Below are 19998 nucleotides of genomic sequence, written 5' to 3'. Positions count from 1 at the left end.
CGGCCGGGCTCACCCTCCGACGAGCCGGGCGACCCGGAGTGCCGGTCGGTCCCCCTCCCGGAGCGCGCCGTTGGTGATGAACGCGGAGTCCCCGCGGACGACCACCGCCGTCGTGCCCTGGAGGCCGTCGTCACCGTCGAGCAGAACCCGATGGGAGCCGTCCGCCGCGACACCGACGAGCTCGCTCGTGTCGTTGAGCGCCGCGAGGATCTCCTCGCCCCGGCCGGTGAAGTCGAAGTCGTCGATGCCGGTCAGGCCTGTGGCGTGCACGGCGGCCGGGCCCGCCGCACCCGACTGTTCGACCGGGATGCGCACGATCGTGCCGAGGTCGTAGTTGCTCACCCACACCGCTCCTGCGTGCAGCTTCAGGCCGTTCGCGCCGAAGAAGCCGGACGGTGCGATGGTGGGATCGGCACTCCAGACCGACGGTTCACCCCCGGACAGCGGAGCCTCCCAGACCCGTCCACCGGTCGAGTCGGTGACGAGGAAGCGGTCGCCGGGCTGGTCGATGAGCAGTGCGTTGGGCATGGTGTCCGCCGGCATCGGGACGATCAGCTCCGGCTCGGTCGACCCGGGTGCCAGTCGCCAGATGCCGGTCAGCCCGCCCCGCCCTGCCGAGTATAGGAAGAACACCGCGCCGCCTTGATCGCGCGCCACCCCGGTCACCTGCGGGAACCCGACCACCGGTGTGGTGCCGCCGCCGTCCGCGGGCACCGGCATGGTGACCAGCACCTCGGTACCGCCGTCTCCCCTCACCCGGACGACCTGCCGCGCGCTGATCATGCCGATGACCGCGCCGCCGTCCGGTTCGAGCGCGATGCTCTCCGCGTTCTGCCCGGCGGACTCGTCGAACTCCGCGAGCACCCGGACGTGGGCCAACTCGATGAGCCCGGCGGGCGCCGGAGCCCCCGTCGACGCAGCGGGCTCGGCTGACGCGCACGCGGCAGCACCGAAGGCCGTGCCGGCCGCCAGCGCGATGCCGAGGACGGCGGACGACACGCGGACGTGCGCGGCAGACGACGACATTCGCATCGGGATGTTCCTCTTCTGTCTCATGTGGACTGTCGGTCGACGTCACGGGACCCGGTGGGTCGGGGCGTGCGGTCAGGGGGTCTGGCGCAGCTCCGCGCTGTCGAACCGCTCCCGGCCGAGCGCCGCGATCAGCTCGAGCTTCCCCACTGCCTCGCTGCCGGGGGCGGGTGAGTACACGACCAGCCGCTGCCCCTCGGCGGTCGCCAGGACGTCGAAGTCGAGTTCGACCAGCCCGGCGGCCGGATGGATGATCCGCTTGCTATCGCTGCGGCGGACGGCGACGTCGTGTCGAGCCCACAACCGCCTGAACTCCGGGCTCGCGGCGCGCAGGGCCCGGACCAGCCCCGTCGCGAAACGGTCCCCGCCTCGCGCCGCGACCGTTGCGCGGAGGTCTTCGACCTGGGCACGGCTCTCGCCCTCGTGGTCCTCGACCGGCTGGCGGGCGCGGAACGTCGGATCGGTGAACCAGCGGTACGTGCAGCTGCGGGCATAGCCGCTCAGTCCGGTCTGCTCGCCGAGCAGCGCGTCGGCGAGCGCGTTCTGCGCGAGCACCACGTTGAGGTCGGAGGCGATCAGCGCGGGGAGGGTGGCCAGGTCGTCGAGCAGGCGCAGCAGGACCCGGCTGACGTGTTCGTCGGGCCCCGCAGCGGGCGGACCGTGGTGCCCCGAGAGCAGGAACAGGTGGTCGCGTTCGTCCCGGCTCAGCCGCAGGGCGCGGGCGAGGGCTGCGACGAGGGCGACCGAGGGTGCCGCGCCCCGGCCCTGCTCGAGCCGGGCGAGGTAGTCCGGTGACATTCCGGCGAGCTGCGCGACCTCGAAGCGCCGCAGGCCCGGCGTCCTCCGCCGGGACCCCACCGGCATCCCGACGTCCGAGGGCTGCAGCAACGCCCGCCTGCTGCGCAGGAAGTCCCCGAGCTCGCCGCGATCCATGCGCTCCAGCATGATCCGTCCCGAGTGGGACAACCAGGACCTGTCAGGTTCACGGTCCGGGTTCGCCGCAGCCGGCAGCGACAACCTGGTGCAGCACTAACCGCGGTGGAGCGTGAAGAACGCCTCCAGCACCGCGGCGCACTCGGCCTCCAGCACGCCACCCACCACCTCGGGGCGGTGGTTCAGCCGCCGGTCGCGCAGCACGTCCCACAGCGAGCCGACGGCGCCGGTCTTCGGTTCCCACGCCCCGAATACGACCCGCCGAACCCGGGCCAGCCCGAGCGCACCCGCGCACATCGTGCACGGCTCGACGGTCACCGCGACCGTGCAGCCCTCCAGCCGCCACTCCCCTGCGACGCGTGCTGCCGCGCGCAGGGCGAGCACCTCGGCGTGCGCGGTGGGGTCGCCGAGGGCCTCGCGCGCGTTGCAGGCGGCGGCCAGCTCGCGGCCCGCGGCGTCGACGACGACCGCACCGATCGGGACGTCACCGCTGGCGGTTGCAGTCGCTGCCACCTCGAGCGCACGCCGCACGAGCGCCTCGTCGGAGGCGAGCGGAGTCACCTAGCTGACGACCTCGGCCAGGGCGTCGGCGAACCCGCAGCGGCGGCCGATGGCGGCCAGCTGCTCGTCGGGGTAGAGCTCCACCTCGGCGGCGAGCACCTCCAGCTCGTCGGCGGGCAGGCCGAGGTCGGCGAGGATCGCGAGATCGCCCTCCGGCCACGGCGGCGCGTCGAGCGCGTCCTCCTCGGACGGCAGCTCAACGCGCAGCAGGTCGAGCACGTCGGCGGCCACGTCGTAGTCGAGTGCGGCCACCGCGTCGGACACCATCAGCGCGATCCCGCCCGGTGTGGGCCGCAGCAGCACGAAGAACTCGTCGTCGACGTCGAGCAGGCCGAGCACGGCACCGGTGGAGCGCAGGGAGCGCAGCTCGGTGATCGCCGTGTCGAGGTCGACGAGGGCCTCCGGAGCCAGACGCAGGCAACGCCACAGACCGTCCTCCCGGATCGCCGCGACGGCGTATCCGGGCAGGGCCTGTTCGCGCACGTCCGCGGGACGCTGGGCGCTCTGCACCGCCATGTCTCCTACGGTAAGCCTCCGAGTCACTGTGCTCCAAACCACAACCAGAAGTTGGCCCTCGCGTCACCTTCCGGAGATGCCAGGATCGTGCACATGTCGCTACCGGGTGCCCCGATCGACGGACTGCATGCCCACGCTCGGAGTGTCCAGCCACGGACGGTGACGTTGCGGCGCGCGCTGCACCGCCATCCGGAGCTCGGTCTCGACCTCCCGCGCACCCGCGACGCCGTGGTCGCCGCGCTCGCCGATCTGCCGGTGCAGGTGCACCTGGGGCGCTCCGTCAGCTCGGTGGTGGCCGTGCTGGAAGGGCACCGGCCCGGTCCCACGATCCTGCTCCGCGGCGACATGGACGCGCTGCCCATGCCGGAGGACACCGGGCTGCCGTTCGCGTCCGAGGTCGCAGGGGCGATGCACGCCTGCGGGCACGACACCCACGTCGCGATGCTCGCTTCGGCCGCGAAGGTCCTCGCCGACCGCCGCGACGAGCTGGGCGGGCGCGTCGTGTTCATGTTCCAGCCGGGCGAGGAGGGCTTCCACGGCGCGCGGTACATGATCGAGGAGGGTCTGCTCGACCGCAGCGGGCCGGCCGGCCGGCCGGACGCGGCCTACGCGCTGCACATCTCCGCGACGCTGCCGTCCGGCGAGGTGCACGCCCGGCCCGGGCCGCTCATGGCAGCCGCCGACACGATCAAGGTCACGGTCAACGGCCGCGGCGGGCACGCCTCGGCGCCGCACGACGCGCTCGACCCGGTACCGGCGGCCGCTGCGATGGTGGGGGCGCTGCAGACCGCAGTGACCCGGCGCGTCGACACCCACCAGCCGGTCGTGCTCACGATCGCGCACATCGTCGCCGGCACCACCACCAACGTCATCCCCGAGACGGCCTACCTCGAGGGCACGCTGCGGAGCCTCTCCGAGACCGCCCGCGCCACGATGTACGAGGAGATCCGCCGGGTCTGCCGGTACACCGCGCTGGCCCACGGGTGCACCGCGGAGGTGGAGATCGAGCCCGGCTATCCCGTCACCGTCAACGACTCCGCCGCGGTGGACCAGGTCACCGAGCTCGCAGGCGATGTGCTCGGCCACGACAACGTGGCCACGATGCCCGCGCCGATCATGGGCGCGGAGGACTTCTCGTACGTGCTGGCCGAGGTGCCCGGCGCGCTCGCGTTCCTCGGCGGCTGCCCGCCGGGCGTCGACCCCGCCCTCGCGCCGCCCAACCACTCCAACCGCGTCGTCTTCGACGAGGAGGCAATGGCCGCCGGAGTGGCCGTATACGCAGGGCTGGCGCTGGGAGCGCGCTGAGGAGCTGTGGCGTTCGGATGCGCGGGCGGTCAGCGTTCCTTCCGCCGGCTCAGCCGGAGGTTGCGACCTTCCACAGGTAGCCGTCGGGGTCTGCGAAGTAGCCGAAGTACCCGCCCCATTGCGCGTCCCCCGGCTTTCGGACCACGCTCCCGCCTGCGGCCGCCGCCTTGGCGATCACACCGTCCACCTCCTCACGGGTGTCGGTGACGAAGTGGAACGAGACCCCGCGGAATCCGGACCCCTCCGACGGGACACCCGCGTCCTCCGCGGCTGCGTCCCACTCGTAGAGAGCCAGCGACGAAGAGCCCTCACCGAGGCTGAGCCGGACGAAGTTCGGGAAGTCCTGTGCGACCTCCGCCTCCATGCCCTCCGTGTAGAACTTCTTCGCCACGGCCAGGTCCCGGACTCCGAGCATGATGGTGCTGACCTTCGCTGACACCGCTTTCTCCTCCTTGGTGCCGGCCGCCATCAGGGCCTGCTTGTACGTGTAGTGGCACATGGCGACTCCCCGCTTGTCACATCCGGCTCGTTCCGCCGGTCAACCGGTATGACAGGCGGGCGCGGAGGAACGTGACAGATGAGCGAGTACGACTGGCTGACACGGCGGTACGCCGAGCACCGGGAGCGGCTGACCACGCTGGCCCACCGGATGCTCGGCTCGCGCGGCGATGCCGAGGACGCGGTGCAGGAGGCGTGGCTGCGGGTCAGCCGTGCCGACACCGACCGAGTGGAGAACCTCGCCGCGTGGCTCACCACGGTCGTGGCCCGGGTCTGCCTGAACGTGCTGGAGTCCCGCAAGGTCCGGCGGGAGGAGCCGACCGGGGCATTGCCGCCGGACCCGGTAGCGCCTGGCACGAGCATCCACCCGGCCGACCGGACAGGCCCCGAGGACGAGGCGCTGCTCGCCGATTCGGTCGGCATCGCACTGATGGTGGTACTGGACACCCTGACTCCCGCCGAGCGGCTGGCGTTCGTCCTGCACGACGTCTTCGACGTGTCGTTCGGCGAGATCGGCTCCATCATCGACCGCTCCCCCGTGGCGGCCCGGCAGTACGCCAGCCGAGCCCGGCGCCGGGTGCGGGGAGCAACCGTGGCATCCGATGCCGCGCGGTCCCGGAAGCGGGAGATCGTGGCCGCTTTCCTCGCCGCCTCCCGGGGCGGGGACTTCGCCACGCTGCTGACCCTGCTCGATCCGGACGCCGTGCTCGTGGCCGATCCGACGGCCGTCCGGATCGGGGCGCCCGCCGAGCTCCGCGGCGCCGATGCGGTGGCAGGCACCTTCGCCGGAGGCGCCGAGGCCGCTCGCCTCGCTCTCGTCGACGGCGTCCCCGGCGCGGTCTGGGTGCGCGGCGGCCGGCCGAAGGTCGTCTTCACGTTCACCGTCAGGGACGAGAAGATCACCGGCATCGCCCTGGAGGCCGACCCGGACCGGCTGCGCGACGTCGACATCGTCTTCCTCGGGGCAGGCGGCACCGAGCGATGACGCTCGTTCCGGTCACGGATGGGCGAGCCGGGCGGTGGCACGCGGGGTCGGGTCGGCGGCCGCTCGATCGGTGGGGCGCAGTGCGCGGGACGCGAACGCCGCGCACAGCAGGCCGCCGATCATGATCTGGTGAAACGCAGGATTGCCGACGACGAGGTGCGAGGCCGCTGCGCCGGTGAGGTCGAACACGATCCCGGCGTAGGCCCACTCGCGCAGGCGCCCGAGGCGGGGGACGAGCAGGGCGGGCACCGCGAGCAGCTTCCAGACGCCGAGGATCGTGACGACGTAGGTCGGGTAGCCGAGAGCCGTCACTCCCCCGACGGCGAAGTCCGCGCGCAGCAGGTACGCGAGTCCGCCGGACAGGAGCATGAACACGGTGATGGCCGTCGTGGCCCAGTAGGCGAACGTGCGCGCGGACATGGGGACTCCGTTCTCGTCATGGGGCGGGGAGACACGCGGACGATCGGTTGGCCGGCCTGGATCAGGCCTCCGACGACCTCGTCCACCCTGTTGACCGGCGGCGCCGCGAAGATGTGACGGACGCTGTGCGGCGCGCGGGGCCACCCGTCCACAACTCGTCGGCGCGCTCCTACCGGCCTGTAAAGATGGCGGGGTGCTGCCTGACCTTCGCGAACTCGGCATGGCCCTGCGCTCCCGGCAACTCTCGGCCACGGAGCACGTCCGGAACGTCCTGGACCGCCTCGCCGCCGACACCTGCAACGCCGTCATCGCCCTCGACGCCGAACGCGCGCTGGCCGCGGCAGCCGAGCGGGACGCCGAACTCGCGCGCGGCGACTGGCGCGGGCCGCTGCACGGCGTCGCGGTCGGGGTGAAGGACCTGATCGACGTCGTCGGGCTCCCCACCAGGGCGGGCTCCGACGTACTCGCGGACGCGCCACCGGCAACGGCCGACGCGCCGGTGGTCGCCCGCCTGCGCGAGGCGGGCGCCCTGATCGTCGCGAAGCTGCACACCCACGAGTTCGCCTACGGCCCGACGGGCGACGTCGCCGCCACCGGACCGGCGCGCAACCCGCACGACCCGTCGCGGATCACCGGGGGCTCGTCGTCCGGCTCGGCTGCCGCCGTCGGCGCGGGGCACCTGCCGCTCGCGCTCGGCACCGACACAGGCGCGAGCGTGCGCACGCCTGCCGCGCTGTGCGGCGTGGTCGGGCTGAAGCCCGCGTTCGGCGTGCTCCCGACCGACGGGTCCTTCCCGCTCTCGGAGTCCCTCGACCACATCGGTGTACTGGCCCCTGACGTGCACGCGGCGTCCGTCGCGTGGGACGTGCTCAGCCGCGCGGACGGCACCGGCGGCGGCATCCAGGCGCCCGGTGTGAACGGCGTGCGGGTCGGCCTGCTCACCGACGAGTACTGGCGCGCGCTCGACCCGGCCATCACCAAGGCCGTCGAGGCCGCGGCCGCCCGCCTCCAGGCCCGCGGGGCGCAGCTGCAGGAGGTGAGCACCCCGATGATCGACGAGCTGGCGGCGACGTACCCGGTGATCGTCGGCGCAGAGGCGTACGCCACCCACGCGCAGTGGCTCGCGGAGCGGCCGGAGGACTACCAGCCGATCACCCGCGAGCGGCTGCTCCCGTTCGCCGACCAGCCCGCCCGGGCCTACGTCGACGCCATGCGCACCCGCCGCCGCCTCACCGCAGCCTTCCGTGCGGCCGTGGCCGACCTCGACGTCCTGCTGCTGCCCACCACCCGCCTGCGGGCCACGCCGATCGGGGCGGCCGAGGTCGAGGTCGGCGGCATCGACGTGGCGGTGCGTCCCCAGCTGCTCGCGCTCACCCTCCCGTTCAACCTCACCGGCTGGCCGGCGGCCTCCGTGCCGGGTGAGGTCGCCGACGGTGGCCTGCCCGCCGGTGTGCAGATCGTCGGCGTGCGGCTGGAGGAACGCGGCGTCCTGCGGGTGGCGGGGGCGCTCGCCCGGGACTGAGCGCGGGCCGCGTACCGTTTCGCCGCGTGACGGAGCGGGCGGTGTGCGTGATCGGCGCCGGGTTGATCGGCGGGTCGCTGATGCGGGCCGCGGACAAGGCGGGACGCGCGGTGTGGGGCACGAGCGCGTCCGAGGAGACCGCGGCCGAGGCGCGCGCCGACGGCTTCGACGTCGGTACCGACACCGACGCCGCGCTCCGCCGGGCAGTCGAGGCGGACGCGCTCGTGGTGCTGGCCGTCCCGCTCCCCGCGCTGGACGGCGTGCTGCGCCGGGTGGACGCGGTGGCGCCGACGTGCCGGCTCACCGACGCCGTGAGCGTCAAGGTCGCGGTGGCCGACGCGGTCGCCCGGTTCGCGCCGCGCGCCCGCTACGTGGGCGGGCACCCGATGGCCGGCACCGCCGAGTCGGGCTGGGGCGCGGGGAACGCGGGCCTGTTCGTCGACGCGGCCTGGGTGGCGGCCGCCGACGACGGGACCGACCTCGACGTGTGGGCCGACGTCGCCGAGCTGGCGTGGAGCTGCGGGTCGCGGGTGGTGCCGGCCGCGTCCGACGAGCACGACCTCGCGGTGGCCCGGGTCTCGCACCTGCCGCACCTGCTCGCCGCGGTGCTCGCCGCCGTGGGCGCCGGGGGCGACGACGACCTGCCGCTCGCGCTGGCCGCATCCTCGTTCGCCGACGGCACGCGGGTGGCCGGCACCCGCCCCGAGCTCGTGCTCGCGATGTGCGAGGGCAACCGGGACGCGTTGCTCGCCGCCGTCGACGACGCGCTGGGCCGGCTCGGCGCGATGCGCGGGGCGCTCGCGTCGACCGGCGGGCTCGCCGCCACCGTGCGGGCCGGTCACGAGGGCCGGCTGCGCTGGGCCGCGGCCCGGGACCCGCAGCCCGTGCGCGTGCGGCGCGGCCGCACGACGCCCACCGAGCTGCGGGAGATCGGCCGCCGCGGCGACGCCGTGGTCGGCTGGGCCTGATCACGGAGGCCCCGCTGCAGCGGCGGCCCTACTCGACCACCGCGCGCCCTCTCAGCTGGTGGCGGGCAGGAGGCGGCGGGCGAGGCCGGGGTAGCTGGCGACCACACCGTCTGCGTCGACCACGAGGTCGGCGGTGAAGTCACCCGACCGGAACCCGATCCCGGCGTGGCCGGCGTCCTCGTCGAACACCGACACGGTGCGGTAGGTCTGCTCGACCACGCGCACCTCCAGGTCGGGCAGCGACACGAACACCATCGGCAACGTGTGCTCGCCCGCCTCGCGGTGCAGGCCGAGCCTGCGGATCGGGATCGTGTTGAACATCGGGCTGTACGCCAGGTCGACGTCGACAGCCCCGGCGCAGTCGTCGCGGACGGCGCCGCTCCCGGAGCCGGTGTCGAGCAACCAGACCCCGTCGTCGGTGCGGTTGATCGTGAGATGCCGCTCCCGCTCGGCGGTCGCGCTGGTGACCGAGAGCCGCGACACCCTGCCGTCCTCGCCGACCACCAGGCGGTAGGAGGAGGTGAAGCCACCGGTCGGCTCGACGCGAACCATCCGGCCGAGGGCCCGGAACCCACCGTGACCGGGAATCATCCGCACGCCCTCGAGGCCGTGGCCGTCCTCGGCCTGCCACGTCAGCATCGTCGTCACCGGAGCAACCGTAGTCCAGGAGGGCGTTCTCCGTGACCTTGCAGCAAGCGTGGTGGCTGCACGTGCCCTCCTCATCGCCCGTGGTGACGCAGGTGGGCGGGAAGCCCATTGTCGGGGGTTCAGGCCTCAAGCTCCACATGTGCGGGATCCAGGTCGTCACGCAGACCGCGGAACACCGGGTGCCAGAGGCGCCCGGCCTCGGTCCAGCCGCTGTGGCTCACCTCGATGACGGTGTGCGGGTCGCACCACCTCGATCCCGCGGCCTCCGCACGCGGCAGCGGCCCGGCGAACGGCGGCATCTCCACCTGCGTCAGCCGGTCCCACAGGAGCCGCTGCACCCGGTCGCCCGCCAGCCCGGAACCGACCCGCCCCACGTACCGCAGCCCACCGCCGTCGGGCACGCCGAGCAGGAGCGCCCCGATCCGGTTCGAGCCGCTGCGCTCCGGGCGCCAGCCGCCCACCAGGCAGGCCTGCGAGTGCCGGTGGGTGACCTTCGTCCAGCTGGGGCCGCGGCGGCCGGGCCGGTACACGCCGTCGCGCCGCTTGGCGACGACGCCTTCCATCCCCCGCTCCCGTGTGGCGTCGAACAGGGCCGCGCCGTCGGTGTAGATCGGGGAGAGCGAGAGCACCGGGACCGAGGCGAGGTCCAGGCGTTCCAGGGTGCCGCGACGCTCCACGAACGGGCGCTGCAGCAGCGGCACGCCGTAGAGGCGGAGCACGTCGAAAACCATGAACGTGACGGGCCTCGCCTGGGCGACCCGCGGCGCGACCGGGCCGTGCATCCGCTCGGCCAGCGCGGCGAAGCTGGGCACGCCGTTCTCCAGCAGCACCACCTCGCCGTCGAGCAGCACGTCCGGCGCGAGGGCGGTGAGCGCAGCCAGCTCGGGGAAGTTGGCCGTGACGTCGCGCTCGCTGCGGCTGGAGAGCCGGACCTGCCCGTCGGCGACGTCGGCGAGCAGCCGCATGCCGTCCCACTTCACCTCGAAAAGCCATTCCGGACCGCTCGGAAGGGCGCCGGGGGTGGCGAGCATGGGCAGCACGCCGCCATGCTGACAGCAAGAATCGCGAAGGGAATCGCGAAACGCGGAGGAAACGGGGGCTCGCATGCGCGCGATGTGGAGCGGCGCGGTGTCGTTCGGACTGGTCAGCGTGCCCGTCAAGGCGTACTCGGCCACGTCCAACCACGACATCAGGTTCCACCAGGTGCACGCGGCCGACGGTGGACGGATCAAGTACAAGCGCACCTGCTCGATCGACGGCGAGGAGGTGGACTACGCCGACATCGTCAAGGGCTACGAGACCGACGACGGCGAGCTGATCACCCTCGACGAGGAGGACCTCGACTCGCTTCCCACGAAGTCGGGGCACGAGATCGACGTGGTCGAGTTCGTCCCGGCCGACCAGATCGACCCGCTGCTGTTCGACAAGAGCTACTACCTCGAACCGGACGCCAAGGCGGCCAAGCCGTACGCGCTGCTGCGCGAGGCGCTCGTGCAGACCGACCGGATGGCGGTCGTCAAGGTCGCGCTGCGGCAGCGGGAGAGCATCGCGCTGCTGCGCGTGCGCGACAAGGCGATCGTGCTGCAGACGATGCTGTGGCCCGACGAGGTCCGCGAGCCCGAGTTCGACATCCTCGACGCCGAGGTCGAGCTGCGGCCCCAGGAGCTGACGATGGCGGCCTCGCTCGTGGAGAGCCTGGGCGCCGACTTCGACCCCACGCAGTTCCACGACGAGTACCGCGACGCGGTCGTCGAGCTGATCGAGCGCAAGCGCACCACCGGCGACACCCGGCCCGCGCCCGCCCCCGAGAAGCGCGACGAGGGCCCGGACAGCATGACCGACCTGCTCAGCGCCCTGCAGGCGAGCGTGGAGGCGGCACGGGCCGCGACCGGCAAGCCGGCCGAGGCGGCTCCGGAGGAGCCTGCGGAGAAGAAGCCACCCGCGCGCCGGTCGTCGAAGAAGAAGGACGACGACGACGAGGCGCCGCGCAAGCGCCGCAAGCCCGCCTGAGCCCGTCCCGGTTCCGACGAGCGGCGCGTTCGTCGGAACCTATCCGACGAACGCGCCGTTCGTCGGAACGATCAGGGGCCCAGCGCGTTCTGCGGGGGGCGTTCGTCGGCCGCGAGGGCGTCGAACAGGGCCTTCGAGCGGGTGCGGTCCCAGTTCACCACGCCGTCGCGTACCGGCACCGTGGTGGAGATGCCGTCCGAGAGACCGCGCATGGCCAGGCCCAGCTGGGCGAGGTGCCAGACGTGCGTGCTGTCGTCCACCGCGACCGAGTTCGACAGGCCGGTGGCCAGCGGCACGATCCGGAACGGGTTGAACAGCGTGCCCGGGCTGGTGGCCTTGTCGAGCAGCGCTGAGATGAACGCGCGTTGGCGCTCCACCCGCCCGAAGTCCGAGGACGCGGTGGCCCGGGTGCGCACGTAGCCGAGCGCGGTGGCCTCGTCGAGGGTTTGGCAGCCTGCCTTGATGTTCAGCGCGGCCTTGGGGTCCTTGATCGCCTCGGGGACGCACATCTCGACGCCGCCCACCGCGTCGACGACCGAGACGATGCCGAGGAACCCGATCTCGATGTAGTGGTCGATGCGCAGGCCGGTGGCCTTCTCCACCGTGGCGACGAGCAGTTCGGGACCCCCGCCCTCGGCACCGCCACCGCGCCCGTACGCTGAGTTGATCTTGTGTCGGCCCTCGCCGGGGATGTCGACCATGGAGTCACGCGGGAGGCTGACCAGCGTGGTGGGTCCGCTGCCCGTGTGCAGGAGCATGATCGTGTCGGTCAGCTCCGACTCGGGGTCGCCGGTGGCGTACTCCTTGCGCTGCTCCGGGGTGAGGTTCGCCCTGCTGTCGGAGCCGACGATGAGCCAGTTGGTGCCTGCCCCCGACGCGTCGCTGTTCGACGGCAGCGCCGGCACCCGGGCGAGCGTGCTGTCCACGTACACCGCGAACCCGAGCGCGGCGACCAGCAGCGCGAGCAGCGCGATCCCCAGGCGGCGACCCCAGCGCGGGCGGCTCCGGACGGGTCGCGGCCGGGGCGGGCGCCGCCGCGGCGGCGCGCCGGCGGCACCTTGTGGACCCCTGCCGACCTGGGCGGGCAGCAACGCCGTGCGCTGCACGGGGCGCGGCCGGCGCGGGGACGCAGGCTGTGCACCCTGCCCCGGCGGAGGGGCCGGAGGTGGATAGGCTCGGCCCGGATGCGGCCGCTGCGGCTGCCCCCACTGGGGGGCTCCGCCTCGGCGCCCCGGCACGGGTGGTCGGCCCGGGGGCCCACCACCGCCACGGAAGTCGTCCATGCTCCCCACCTGTCGTGATCGCGGTACACGTCGTCCATGTACAGGGACGCACGAGTGGGCGGACCGGTTCCATGGTCGCGCCAGATGGTGGTCAGGAGGAGAGGAGCGGCTCTCCTTCGAAGAAGCCGAGCTTCTCGCAGTAGAACTCCAGCCCGATGCCGTTGGGATCGCGGATGTAGAGGCTGTTCTCCACGCCCCGGTCCGGCCCGAGGTACGTGACGCCGGCGGCGTCCAGGCGCTCCTTCGCGGCCGCGAACTCCTCCGGCGAGGTGGAGAGCGCCAGGTGCTGGACGGCGCCGATCGTCTCGGTGAAGTCCGGGTGGTCGTGCCCTGGGAAGTCGAAGAAGCCGAGCAGGTTGTTGTTGCCGATGTCGAAGAAGAAGTGGCTGGAGCCGCTGTAGTCGCGGTTCTCCACGAGCTCGACCAGCGGGAACCCGAGCAGTTCCTGGTAGAACCGGATCGTCTCCTCGACGTCGCGGCAGATCAGCGCCAGGTGGTGCACCCCACGCACGGTGGAGGCCGGGCGCTTGGCCGGCTCGGTGAGGTAGCGCTCCCTCAGCTCCGTGCGTCGGTCCCGGATCGCCTCGAGCTCGGCCCCTTGCGGTTGCGGCATCACTTCATCCCTTCGGTCACGACGTCCCGGCGTGCAGCACGAGTCCGTCGACGGCTGCGGCGTGCTCGGCCTCACGCAACCGGGCCAGCATCTTCGGACCCATGTGCGTGAGCACCAGCCGGCCCACCGCCAGCTCGCCAGCATGCTCGCGCAGGGTGCTGTAGTCGAGGTGGTAGCGAACCTGCTGGTCCCACGTGTAGGCCTCGCACGCGAAGACGTCGGCCCCGGCTGCCCGACACCAGCGCGGGGGTCCATGCGGTGTCCCCCGAGTAGCCGAAGCCGTGCCCGTCCGCGTCCAGGCGCACCGCGAGCGCGGGTGCGCCGCTCGCGTGGTCGACCTCCCAGCTGCGCACGGAGAACGGCCCGATCCCGTCGGCGCCGCCCGCGCCGTCCAGTTCCACGACCTCCACCTCGAACCGCCGCCTCACGCCGGTGGAGCCGGGGTAGAACGTCTCCATCGCGGTGTGCAGCCGGTCGCCCGTCCCCACCGGCCCGAACACCGTGAGCGGCGCCGTCCGCCGGGTGAACTGGCCGTCGAGGACGAGGAACGGCAGCCCACCGAAGTGGTCGCCGTGCAGGTGGGTGACGACGACGGCGGCCACCTCCCCCGGGTCGACGCCCTGCGCGCGCATCGCCGTGAGGCTCGTGGCACCGCAGTCGACGAGCGCGGTGCCCCCGTCCACCCGCAGCCGGATGCACGTCTGGAACCGGCCGCCGCTGCCGAACGCGTCGCCGCTGCCGACGAACGTGATCTCCACCTCCCGCACTGTGCCACCCGCGCGGGGTGCGCGCCGGATCGTGCGGGTAGTCCGGTCCGGTGATCGACCGCTTCGACGGCTGGATCGCCGGGATCGGCACGTCGGCCGGCCTGCGTGCCGTTGTGGGGCACTGGCCGCGCTCGCCGCTCGGCGCGTTCTCGGACGTCATGGTCGAGCAGGCGGACGGGCACCGGGTGCTGCTCGCCCCGTCGGCCGACGTCGCCGAGTACGTGGGCTCGACGTACGTGTTCGACGAGGTCCGGCTCGGTCCGGTGCGGGTGGCCGTCGCCGGGTCGGACTGGCGGGTCGACGCGGCACCGCTCGACCTCGAGTTCACGGTCGGGCGGCGCCCTGCCGTCGGATGGCTGCTGCACGCGGTGCCGCGGCGGCTCGCCACCCACCCGCGGTGGGTGGCCGCGATCGACGTCGTCGCCCGCACGGTGCTCCCCGGCGTGCGGACCCGCGGCAGCGCAGGAGGCGAGCGCGAGGAGTTCTACGCCGCCCTCGACCTGCACGGGCTCGCAGCGGCGCGCGCCCGCTGGGATGGCGCGGACCAGGGCGCACTCGCCCCGGTGGCGCCACCCGTGCGTTTCGGCTTCGGCTCCACCCCGCGCAGCCCGTCGCTGACGCGGATCGTCACCCTCGTGCAGGAGGCGTAGCCCGTGCAGACGTTCCTCCCCTATCCCGACTTCGCCGCCAGCGCCGCCACGCTCGACGACCGCAGGCTCGGCAAGCAACGCGTGGAGGCGCTGCAGGTGCTGCGTGCGCTGACGTACCCGGCCTACGGGTGGAAGCACCACCCGGCCGTCCGCATGTGGGAGGGCTACCCGGACGGGGTCGCCGCCTACGGTCTCGCCGTGTGCGCCGAGTGGACCGGCCGCGGCCGCCCGGACACCTGCGCCGCGACGATCAGCACGGACCTCGCCGCCGCCGGTCGTCCGCTCCCGCGGATGCAGGCCGAGCTCACGCGCCGGTGCGAGCTGCCTGCCTGGCTCGGTGACGAGCGGGTGCACCGCAGCCACCGCTCGGCGCTGGTGCGCAAGGATCCGGAGTTCTACGGGCCGCTGTTCCCGGACGCCGACCCGGAGGAGGGCTACTTCTGGCCGGTCTGAGTGACCGGGCACGGCCCCGGGGCGCCGACCGGGGGCGCGTTCGCACCGCGCACGCCGATCGCCGCCGCGTGTTCGCACACCCGCAGCACCACGTCCGGGTCCCAGTCGTAGTGCAGCTCCGCGAGGCGACCCCAGCGCAGCAACCCGCGGTGGGTGCCGTGGTTGGTGAACCGGGCACCGTCCGCGGCGGTGACCACATCGGTCCACTCCGTCCGCACCGCGGTGGCCCACGGGGGCCCGGACACGGAGACCGCGTGCACTTCGAGTTCGATCGCGCTGGTCAGGCCGCGCAGGCGCGACCACCACTCCCGGAAGCCGTCCCGGGTGCCCCGGACGCCGCCGAGCGGGCTGGTTCCCGGAGCGCACGTGTGCACGTCGGCGCGGCACATGGCGAGCACGAGGCGGTGCCGGCCCGCGGACGCCTGCCGGTAGAGCACGGGAACCAGGCGGCGCAGCGCGCCGTTGTACGGCCGCCAGACGATCGCCGCGCCGTCCACGGCCGCTACCGAGCGGCGGCGAGCAACGCGACGAGCGCGATGCCCTGCAGGCCGGCGCGGGCCCAGAGGACCGAGTCCCAGCGGCGCTGCATCGCCCGGGTGTCGGACGGCACCGTGCCTGCGCCCGCCGCGGCGCGCAGCAACCGGTTGACCGGCGCGCTGACGCGGACGAAGAGGACCAGCCACGTCAGCAGGGCGACGAGGGCCACCGCGGAACCGGCACGCGCGACCCCGACGCCGAGGACGCTGCCGGTGCCCGCGGCGACCACGGCGACCACGGCGACCGCGAACGGGACCGGCAGCCTGCGGTCCCCGTAGTGGTGGATCCAACCGACCAGGTCGGCGATGCTCGCGTCGGCCGCCCGCTCCCCGGCCGGCCGCAGCACGAGCAACGCGAACACGTCGGATCCGTAGATCACCGCGGTGCCGAGCACTCCCACAACGGCGACTGCGCCGGCGAACGACATCGATCCCCCCAGAGCGCTGCCTGCTACAAGTCGTAGTACTACGAACAGTAGCAGTTGCCGCGGCGGCCGCGCCCTAGAGCCACCGCGGCGGGGCCGGTAAGGCGGCCGGGGTGCCGTCACCCGCGAGCGCCTCGACGCCCTCGCCACCGCAGCGCCCCACCAGCCAGCCGAGCACCTGCGCCGCCTCGCCGCGCAGCCGCAGCGGCTCGTCGGAGGCCGGGCCGAGTGTCCAGGTCCGGTCCCGGTCGGTGGGGGCCAGCACCGCGGACGGGCAGCCGTCGGCGGCCGACAGCATGCCGGTGGAGTCGTCGAGCAGGGTGTCCACGACATCGGGGGCGATGTCGCTGACGGAGACCCCGGCATCGAGGTCCACCGCGTGCAGCCACACCTCGCGCACGCGCATCCAGGGGATCTCGGTGGCCGGGATCGGCCGGCCGAGTGCGCTGCGGACCTGCGCCTGCCAGGTCGTCTCGTCGAGCGCGGCGAGTGCGCCGTCGAGGGCCTCCGCGGTGGTGGCCAGCTCGTCGCGCAGGACGTCGGCAGGTGCCTGCGCCGAGGACTCGATCTCGGCGGCGCGGTGCTCGCGGGACGGGTACATCGGCGTCTCGATCCCGGTGCGCGCCCAGGTGGCGAGCCGCGTGAGCGCCTCGGCGTTGCGGGCGACGTGCGCGACCACGTGGGCGCGGGTCCAGCCGGGCAGCGCGCTCGGTGCCCGCAACGCGTCGTCGGGAAGGGCGTTGACGGCCCGGGCGAGGAGCTCGGTGCCCGCTCCCATCCAGGGCAGCGTCACTGCGGTGTCGCGGCGATCCACGTACGGATCCTAGGCCTGGTCAGCCGCCCGCGAGCGGGTCAGGGCTTGCGGCCCGGCGCAGCTCCGGCACGCGCAGTCGGCGCCCGCGCGCGTGGATCCGGCCGGCCACGAGGCCGAGGCCGGCGCGCAGGGCGCTGGCGGCGTCGAGGGTGGCGTCCCGGGCGGCGGCGCTGAGCGCGGTGAAGCTGGCGTAGCCGTGCACGAGGCCGGGAAAGCGGCGGGCCACCACCGGGACCCCCGCGTCGCGCAGGCGGGCGGCCAGCTCCTCGCCCTCGTCGCGCAGCGGGTCGAACCCGGCCGTGGCGAGGTACACCGGCGGCATTCCGGACAGGTCGTCGGCGCGCAGGATCGCGCCGCGCGTGTCGTCGGTCGGCACGCCGTCGGGCAGGTACATGCGTTCGAGCTCGAGCATGTAGTCGGCGCTGAGCCCGAACCCGGTGGCGAAGAGCTCCCGCGACCCGCCGGTGCGCTCGACGTCGGTGACGGGGTACAGCGCGAGCACGAACGCGGGCGCCGGGCCGCCGAGGACCGCCTGCTGGTGGGCGACGACGAGCGCGAGGTTGGCACCGGCGCTGTCGCCACCGACCGCGATCAGGTCCGGCTGGGCGCCGAACGCGGCCGCGTCCGCCCGGACGGACCGGAACGCCGCGAGGGCGTCCTCCAGCGCCGCCGGGTACGGGTGCTCGGGCGCCAACCGGTACTCCACCGAGAGCACGCGCACCCCGGACTGGGCGGCGAGCAGCCGGCAGAGCGGGTCGGTGGAGGCGACGCTGCCCATCACGAACCCGCCGCCGTGGAAGTAGACGATCAGCGACCGCGTCTCGGGCACGGCGGGCGGCACGTACAGCCGCGCCGGGACCGGCCCGGTCCCCCCGGGCACTTCCACGTCACGGGTCTCGATGTGGGCGAGCAGGGCGTCGGCAACGAGGTCGGCGGCGAGGTCGGCCTGCCGCCGCTGCTCGGCGAGCGTGGCGCGGTCGACGGTGGCGCCGTCGCCCTTGGAGAACAACCGGTCGACCCGGCCCAGCAGGTGCAGGTCGAGGTCCAGCTCCTGCCCGTCCAACCAGATCGCACGCCCGGTGAGCAGGCGTTTGACCGGTCTGGGCAGCCCGAACAGGACGCGGAAGACCCACCGCAGCGCCTGCACGCGCACCTTCTCACCGATCACATACGAAAGGTACGCCGCGCGAACGCGATCGGCTCATTACTTGACCGCGCCCACGGCCAGCCCGTCCTGGATCCTCCGCTGGAACGCGACGTACACCGCGAGCACCGGCAGCAGGGCGATCACCAGGCCGGCGAACAGCGCGCTCCAGTCGGAGCGGTAACCCTGGTTGGCCGCCAGCACCGCCAGCCCCTGCGAGAGCACGTACCGCTCGTCGTCGGGCATGAGCACCAGCGGCAGCAGGAACTGGTTCCACAGGCCGAGGAAGTTGAGGATGCCGACACTGATCATCCCGGGGCGGGCGAGCGGCAGCATGATCCGGAAGAACGCGCCCGCGTGCGAGCAGCCGTCGAGCATCGCGGCCTCGACGAGCGCACCGGGCAGGGTCCGGAAGAAGCTCGTGAGGAAGAAGACCGTGAACGGCAGCGCGTACGCGGTGTAGACGAGGATCAGCCCGTGGTAGGTGCCGAGCATCCCCACGTTCTGCACCACGAAGAACAGCGGCACGAGGGCCAGGAAGATCGGGAACGTCATCCCGGCCACGAAGGTGTAGTAGATCGCGTTGCGGCCCGGGAACTCGTAGCGGGCGAGTACGTAGGCGACCATCGCGCCGAGCAGCATCACCAGCACCACCGCCACGCAGACGACGATGGTGCTGTTGATGAAGTAGCGGCCGATGTTCGCCGTGGTCCAGGCCCGCACGAAGTTGTCGAAGTGCCACTCGGTCGGCAGGCTCCACGGGCTCGTGAAGATCTCGCGGTCCGACTTGAACGCGGTCAGCACCGCCCAGAGCAGCGGCACGGTGACCAGAACCGCCCACACGACGAGCAGGCCGTGCGAGACGCCGTTCAGCGTGCGCGCACCGGCCGACGGGCCATCGGAGCCGAGGTCGCTCGGCCGGGCCTGCCGGCGCGGAGGCGCGGCGGTGGGGGCAGGGGTCTCGATGGACATGGTTCTCCCCTAGAACTCGACCCGGTCGCGGCGACCCGATCGGAGGACGACGACCGCCAGCAGGAGCGTGACCAGGCAGAGCGCAACGCCGATGGCCGACGCGTAGCCGAACCGGCCGTCGGTGAACGCCGCGCGGTACAGGTACTGGGCCACTACCTCGGTGGACCCGTCCGGGCCGCCGTCGGGCAGCATCACCTGCAGCAGTGCGAAGCAGTCGAGCATCAGGATCCCGAGGTAGATGTACGAGGTCTTGATGGCGTCGGTGATCATCGGCAGCGTGATGCTCACGAACGTCCGGATCCCGCCTGCGCCGTCCAGCACGGCCGCCTCGAAGACGTCCGTCGGCAGCGACTTCATGGCCGCGCTGAACACCACGTAGTAGAAGCCCACGTAGATCCAGATCAGCACGGCCATCACCGACGGCAGCGCGAACGTGGTGTCCCCGAGCCAGGCGCGGGTGAGCCAGTCGAACCCGACCAGCCGCAGCAGGCCGTTCAGCAGGCCCGCCTCCGGGTTGTAGAAGAACCCGAACAGCACCCCGCCGATGACCAGCGGCACGACGTGCGGGAAGAAGAACACCACCTGGTAGAAGCGCGAACCGCGCACCCCGCCGCGCGCGGCGGAACCGCGCCGCCCCGCCACCGTGGTCATGGTGGCGAGGAACAGCGCGATCCCGAGCGTCACGATCGGCACGACGACCAGCAGCTGGGCGTTGTGCCACATCGACCGCCAGAACCGCCCGTCACCGAGCAGCTCCGCGTAGTTGGCCAGCCCGATGAAGTTCCGGTTGGGCGAGAACCCCCGCCAGTCGGTCAGCGAGATGTAGACCGCCTGGAGGTATGGCGACACCACGAAGACGACGTAGAGGAGCAGCGGGATCGCGAGGAAGCTCGCGATGAACCGGTACTTTCCGTAGCGCATTGGATGCCCCAGGTGTAGATGATCG

24 protein-coding genes are annotated in these 19998 nt (G+C 73.1%); 7 read left to right on the top strand and 17 right to left on the bottom strand.

Features of this window, described 5'->3' with window-relative positions:
• Positions 1 to 9 precede the first annotated feature (9 nt).
• The 4 genes from FB388_RS38550 to FB388_RS38535 form a co-directional block, all read right to left on the bottom strand.
• Positions 10 to 1056, bottom strand: a complete 1047-nt coding sequence (locus tag FB388_RS38550; protein ID WP_142107552.1) for an SMP-30/gluconolactonase/LRE family protein — start codon at positions 1054 to 1056, stop codon at positions 10 to 12.
• A gap of 48 nt (positions 1057 to 1104) precedes the next feature.
• Entirely contained in the window at positions 1105 to 1962 is an 858-nt protein-coding gene (locus tag FB388_RS38545; RefSeq protein WP_142107551.1) for a helix-turn-helix transcriptional regulator, read from the bottom strand.
• Positions 1963 to 2058: 96 nt separating this feature from the next.
• The gene (locus FB388_RS38540; protein WP_142107550.1) at positions 2059 to 2523 is read right to left on the bottom strand and encodes a nucleoside deaminase; all 465 of its coding nucleotides are present in this window, start codon (positions 2521 to 2523) and stop codon (positions 2059 to 2061) included.
• Complete coding sequence (locus FB388_RS38535; RefSeq protein WP_142107549.1) at positions 2524 to 3039, bottom strand: tRNA adenosine deaminase-associated protein; 516 nt, start codon at positions 3037 to 3039, stop codon at positions 2524 to 2526.
• 93 nt (positions 3040 to 3132) lie between these two features.
• Between FB388_RS38535 and FB388_RS38530 the strand changes: the two genes are divergently transcribed.
• Positions 3133 to 4344 carry a M20 metallopeptidase family protein gene (locus FB388_RS38530; RefSeq protein ID WP_142107548.1) on the top strand — a complete coding sequence of 404 codons (1212 nt, stop codon included), beginning with the start codon at positions 3133 to 3135 and terminating at the stop codon, positions 4342 to 4344.
• A 49-nt stretch (positions 4345 to 4393) separates the two neighbouring features.
• Here the strand turns inward: FB388_RS38530 and FB388_RS38525 are convergent, their stop codons facing one another.
• Positions 4394 to 4843, bottom strand: a complete 450-nt coding sequence (locus tag FB388_RS38525) for a VOC family protein (RefSeq protein ID WP_211362480.1) — start codon at positions 4841 to 4843, stop codon at positions 4394 to 4396.
• A 78-nt stretch (positions 4844 to 4921) separates the two neighbouring features.
• Between FB388_RS38525 and FB388_RS38520 the strand changes: the two genes are divergently transcribed.
• The gene (locus tag FB388_RS38520) at positions 4922 to 5827 is read left to right on the top strand and encodes a sigma-70 family RNA polymerase sigma factor (RefSeq protein ID WP_142107547.1); all 906 of its coding nucleotides are present in this window, start codon (positions 4922 to 4924) and stop codon (positions 5825 to 5827) included.
• 12 nt (positions 5828 to 5839) lie between these two features.
• On the opposite strand, the gene FB388_RS38515 is transcribed toward FB388_RS38520, so the two are convergent.
• Positions 5840 to 6247 carry a DoxX family protein gene (locus FB388_RS38515; protein WP_142107546.1) on the bottom strand — a complete coding sequence of 136 codons (408 nt, stop codon included), beginning with the start codon at positions 6245 to 6247 and terminating at the stop codon, positions 5840 to 5842.
• A gap of 193 nt (positions 6248 to 6440) precedes the next feature.
• Here FB388_RS38515 and FB388_RS38510 point away from each other — a divergent pair, with 193 nt between their 5' ends.
• Together FB388_RS38510 and FB388_RS38505 are read left to right on the top strand one after the other, a co-directional pair.
• Entirely contained in the window at positions 6441 to 7769 is a 1329-nt protein-coding gene (locus tag FB388_RS38510) for an amidase (RefSeq protein ID WP_142107545.1), read from the top strand.
• Between the two features lie 26 nt (positions 7770 to 7795).
• A complete protein-coding gene (locus FB388_RS38505) occupies positions 7796 to 8737 on the top strand; it encodes a prephenate dehydrogenase (RefSeq protein WP_142107544.1) in 942 nt (313 codons plus the stop codon).
• A 51-nt stretch (positions 8738 to 8788) separates the two neighbouring features.
• Here the strand turns inward: FB388_RS38505 and FB388_RS38500 are convergent, their stop codons facing one another.
• Together FB388_RS38500 and ligD are read right to left on the bottom strand one after the other, a co-directional pair.
• Positions 8789 to 9376, bottom strand: a complete 588-nt coding sequence (locus tag FB388_RS38500) for a putative glycolipid-binding domain-containing protein (protein WP_246122891.1) — start codon at positions 9374 to 9376, stop codon at positions 8789 to 8791.
• Positions 9377 to 9504: 128 nt separating this feature from the next.
• Entirely contained in the window at positions 9505 to 10416 is a 912-nt protein-coding gene (ligD, locus tag FB388_RS38495) for a non-homologous end-joining DNA ligase (protein ID WP_142107810.1), read from the bottom strand.
• A 73-nt stretch (positions 10417 to 10489) separates the two neighbouring features.
• Here ligD and ku point away from each other — a divergent pair, with 73 nt between their 5' ends.
• Positions 10490 to 11395 (top strand): non-homologous end joining protein Ku, encoded by a 906-nt coding sequence (gene ku, locus FB388_RS38490; RefSeq protein WP_142107542.1) that lies wholly within the window; start codon positions 10490 to 10492, stop codon positions 11393 to 11395.
• A gap of 71 nt (positions 11396 to 11466) precedes the next feature.
• Here the strand turns inward: ku and FB388_RS38485 are convergent, their stop codons facing one another.
• From FB388_RS38485 to FB388_RS38475, 3 genes are all read right to left on the bottom strand, one after another.
• Complete coding sequence (locus tag FB388_RS38485; RefSeq protein WP_246122824.1) at positions 11467 to 12501, bottom strand: LCP family protein; 1035 nt, start codon at positions 12499 to 12501, stop codon at positions 11467 to 11469.
• A gap of 268 nt (positions 12502 to 12769) precedes the next feature.
• Positions 12770 to 13291, bottom strand: coding sequence for a VOC family protein (locus FB388_RS38480; protein WP_142107540.1), 522 nt, complete (start codon positions 13289 to 13291; stop codon positions 12770 to 12772).
• A 71-nt stretch (positions 13292 to 13362) separates the two neighbouring features.
• Positions 13363 to 14049 (bottom strand): MBL fold metallo-hydrolase, encoded by a 687-nt coding sequence (locus tag FB388_RS38475; RefSeq protein WP_211362479.1) that lies wholly within the window; start codon positions 14047 to 14049, stop codon positions 13363 to 13365.
• Positions 14050 to 14108: 59 nt separating this feature from the next.
• Here FB388_RS38475 and FB388_RS38470 point away from each other — a divergent pair, with 59 nt between their 5' ends.
• Both FB388_RS38470 and FB388_RS38465 read left to right on the top strand, forming a co-directional pair.
• Positions 14109 to 14708, top strand: a complete 600-nt coding sequence (locus FB388_RS38470) for a hypothetical protein (protein ID WP_142107539.1) — start codon at positions 14109 to 14111, stop codon at positions 14706 to 14708.
• A gap of 3 nt (positions 14709 to 14711) precedes the next feature.
• Complete coding sequence (locus tag FB388_RS38465) at positions 14712 to 15161, top strand: MSMEG_6728 family protein (protein WP_142107538.1); 450 nt, start codon at positions 14712 to 14714, stop codon at positions 15159 to 15161.
• Here the strand turns inward: FB388_RS38465 and FB388_RS38460 are convergent.
• The 6 genes from FB388_RS38460 to FB388_RS38435 form a co-directional block, all read right to left on the bottom strand.
• Entirely contained in the window at positions 15143 to 15658 is a 516-nt protein-coding gene (locus FB388_RS38460) for a nuclear transport factor 2 family protein (RefSeq protein ID WP_142107537.1), read from the bottom strand. The two genes, FB388_RS38465 and FB388_RS38460, sit on opposite strands and share 19 nt — an antisense overlap.
• A gap of 5 nt (positions 15659 to 15663) precedes the next feature.
• Entirely contained in the window at positions 15664 to 16125 is a 462-nt protein-coding gene (locus FB388_RS38455) for a DUF1772 domain-containing protein (RefSeq protein WP_142107536.1), read from the bottom strand.
• Positions 16126 to 16198: 73 nt separating this feature from the next.
• Positions 16199 to 16936, bottom strand: a complete 738-nt coding sequence (locus tag FB388_RS38450) for a maleylpyruvate isomerase family mycothiol-dependent enzyme (protein ID WP_246122823.1) — start codon at positions 16934 to 16936, stop codon at positions 16199 to 16201.
• A 19-nt stretch (positions 16937 to 16955) separates the two neighbouring features.
• Positions 16956 to 18104 (bottom strand): alpha/beta hydrolase, encoded by a 1149-nt coding sequence (locus FB388_RS38445; RefSeq protein WP_142107535.1) that lies wholly within the window; start codon positions 18102 to 18104, stop codon positions 16956 to 16958.
• 36 nt (positions 18105 to 18140) lie between these two features.
• Positions 18141 to 19052: a carbohydrate ABC transporter permease gene (locus FB388_RS38440; RefSeq protein ID WP_142107534.1), complete on the bottom strand. Its 912-nt coding sequence runs from the start codon at positions 19050 to 19052 to the stop codon at positions 18141 to 18143.
• Positions 19053 to 19061: 9 nt separating this feature from the next.
• Positions 19062 to 19973 (bottom strand): carbohydrate ABC transporter permease, encoded by a 912-nt coding sequence (locus FB388_RS38435; protein ID WP_142107533.1) that lies wholly within the window; start codon positions 19971 to 19973, stop codon positions 19062 to 19064.
• Between the last annotated feature and the right edge of the window lie 25 nt (positions 19974 to 19998).

This window comes from Pseudonocardia cypriaca, assembly GCF_006717045.1.
Lineage (GTDB): Bacteria > Actinomycetota > Actinomycetes > Mycobacteriales > Pseudonocardiaceae > Pseudonocardia > Pseudonocardia cypriaca.
The sequence above is the reverse complement of the archived record's forward strand: the minus strand, read 5'-3'. Positions and strand labels throughout refer to the sequence as shown.

What these genes read in the sequence shown, in the direction of transcription:
- FB388_RS38520 (WP_142107547.1), top strand. Translation starts at nt 4,922, where the DNA reads ATGAGCGAGTACGACTGGCTGACACGGCGGTACGCCGAGCACCGGGAG.
- FB388_RS38535 (WP_142107549.1), bottom strand. Translation starts at nt 3,039, where the DNA reads ATGGCGGTGCAGAGCGCCCAGCGTCCCGCGGACGTGCGCGAACAGGCC.
- FB388_RS38530 (WP_142107548.1), top strand. Translation starts at nt 3,133, where the DNA reads ATGTCGCTACCGGGTGCCCCGATCGACGGACTGCATGCCCACGCTCGG.
- FB388_RS38480 (WP_142107540.1), bottom strand. Translation starts at nt 13,291, where the DNA reads ATGCCGCAACCGCAAGGGGCCGAGCTCGAGGCGATCCGGGACCGACGC.
- ligD (WP_142107810.1), bottom strand. Translation starts at nt 10,416, where the DNA reads ATGCTCGCCACCCCCGGCGCCCTTCCGAGCGGTCCGGAATGGCTTTTC.
- FB388_RS38515 (WP_142107546.1), bottom strand. Translation starts at nt 6,247, where the DNA reads ATGTCCGCGCGCACGTTCGCCTACTGGGCCACGACGGCCATCACCGTG.
- FB388_RS38500 (WP_246122891.1), bottom strand. Translation starts at nt 9,376, where the DNA reads ATGCTGACGTGGCAGGCCGAGGACGGCCACGGCCTCGAGGGCGTGCGG.
- FB388_RS38440 (WP_142107534.1), bottom strand. Translation starts at nt 19,052, where the DNA reads ATGTCCATCGAGACCCCTGCCCCCACCGCCGCGCCTCCGCGCCGGCAG.
- ku (WP_142107542.1), top strand. Translation starts at nt 10,490, where the DNA reads ATGCGCGCGATGTGGAGCGGCGCGGTGTCGTTCGGACTGGTCAGCGTG.
- FB388_RS38525 (WP_211362480.1), bottom strand. Translation starts at nt 4,843, where the DNA reads ATGTGCCACTACACGTACAAGCAGGCCCTGATGGCGGCCGGCACCAAG.
- FB388_RS38435 (WP_142107533.1), bottom strand. Translation starts at nt 19,973, where the DNA reads ATGCGCTACGGAAAGTACCGGTTCATCGCGAGCTTCCTCGCGATCCCG.
- FB388_RS38545 (WP_142107551.1), bottom strand. Translation starts at nt 1,962, where the DNA reads ATGGATCGCGGCGAGCTCGGGGACTTCCTGCGCAGCAGGCGGGCGTTG.
- FB388_RS38455 (WP_142107536.1), bottom strand. Translation starts at nt 16,125, where the DNA reads ATGTCGTTCGCCGGCGCAGTCGCCGTTGTGGGAGTGCTCGGCACCGCG.
- FB388_RS38550 (WP_142107552.1), bottom strand. Translation starts at nt 1,056, where the DNA reads ATGAGACAGAAGAGGAACATCCCGATGCGAATGTCGTCGTCTGCCGCG.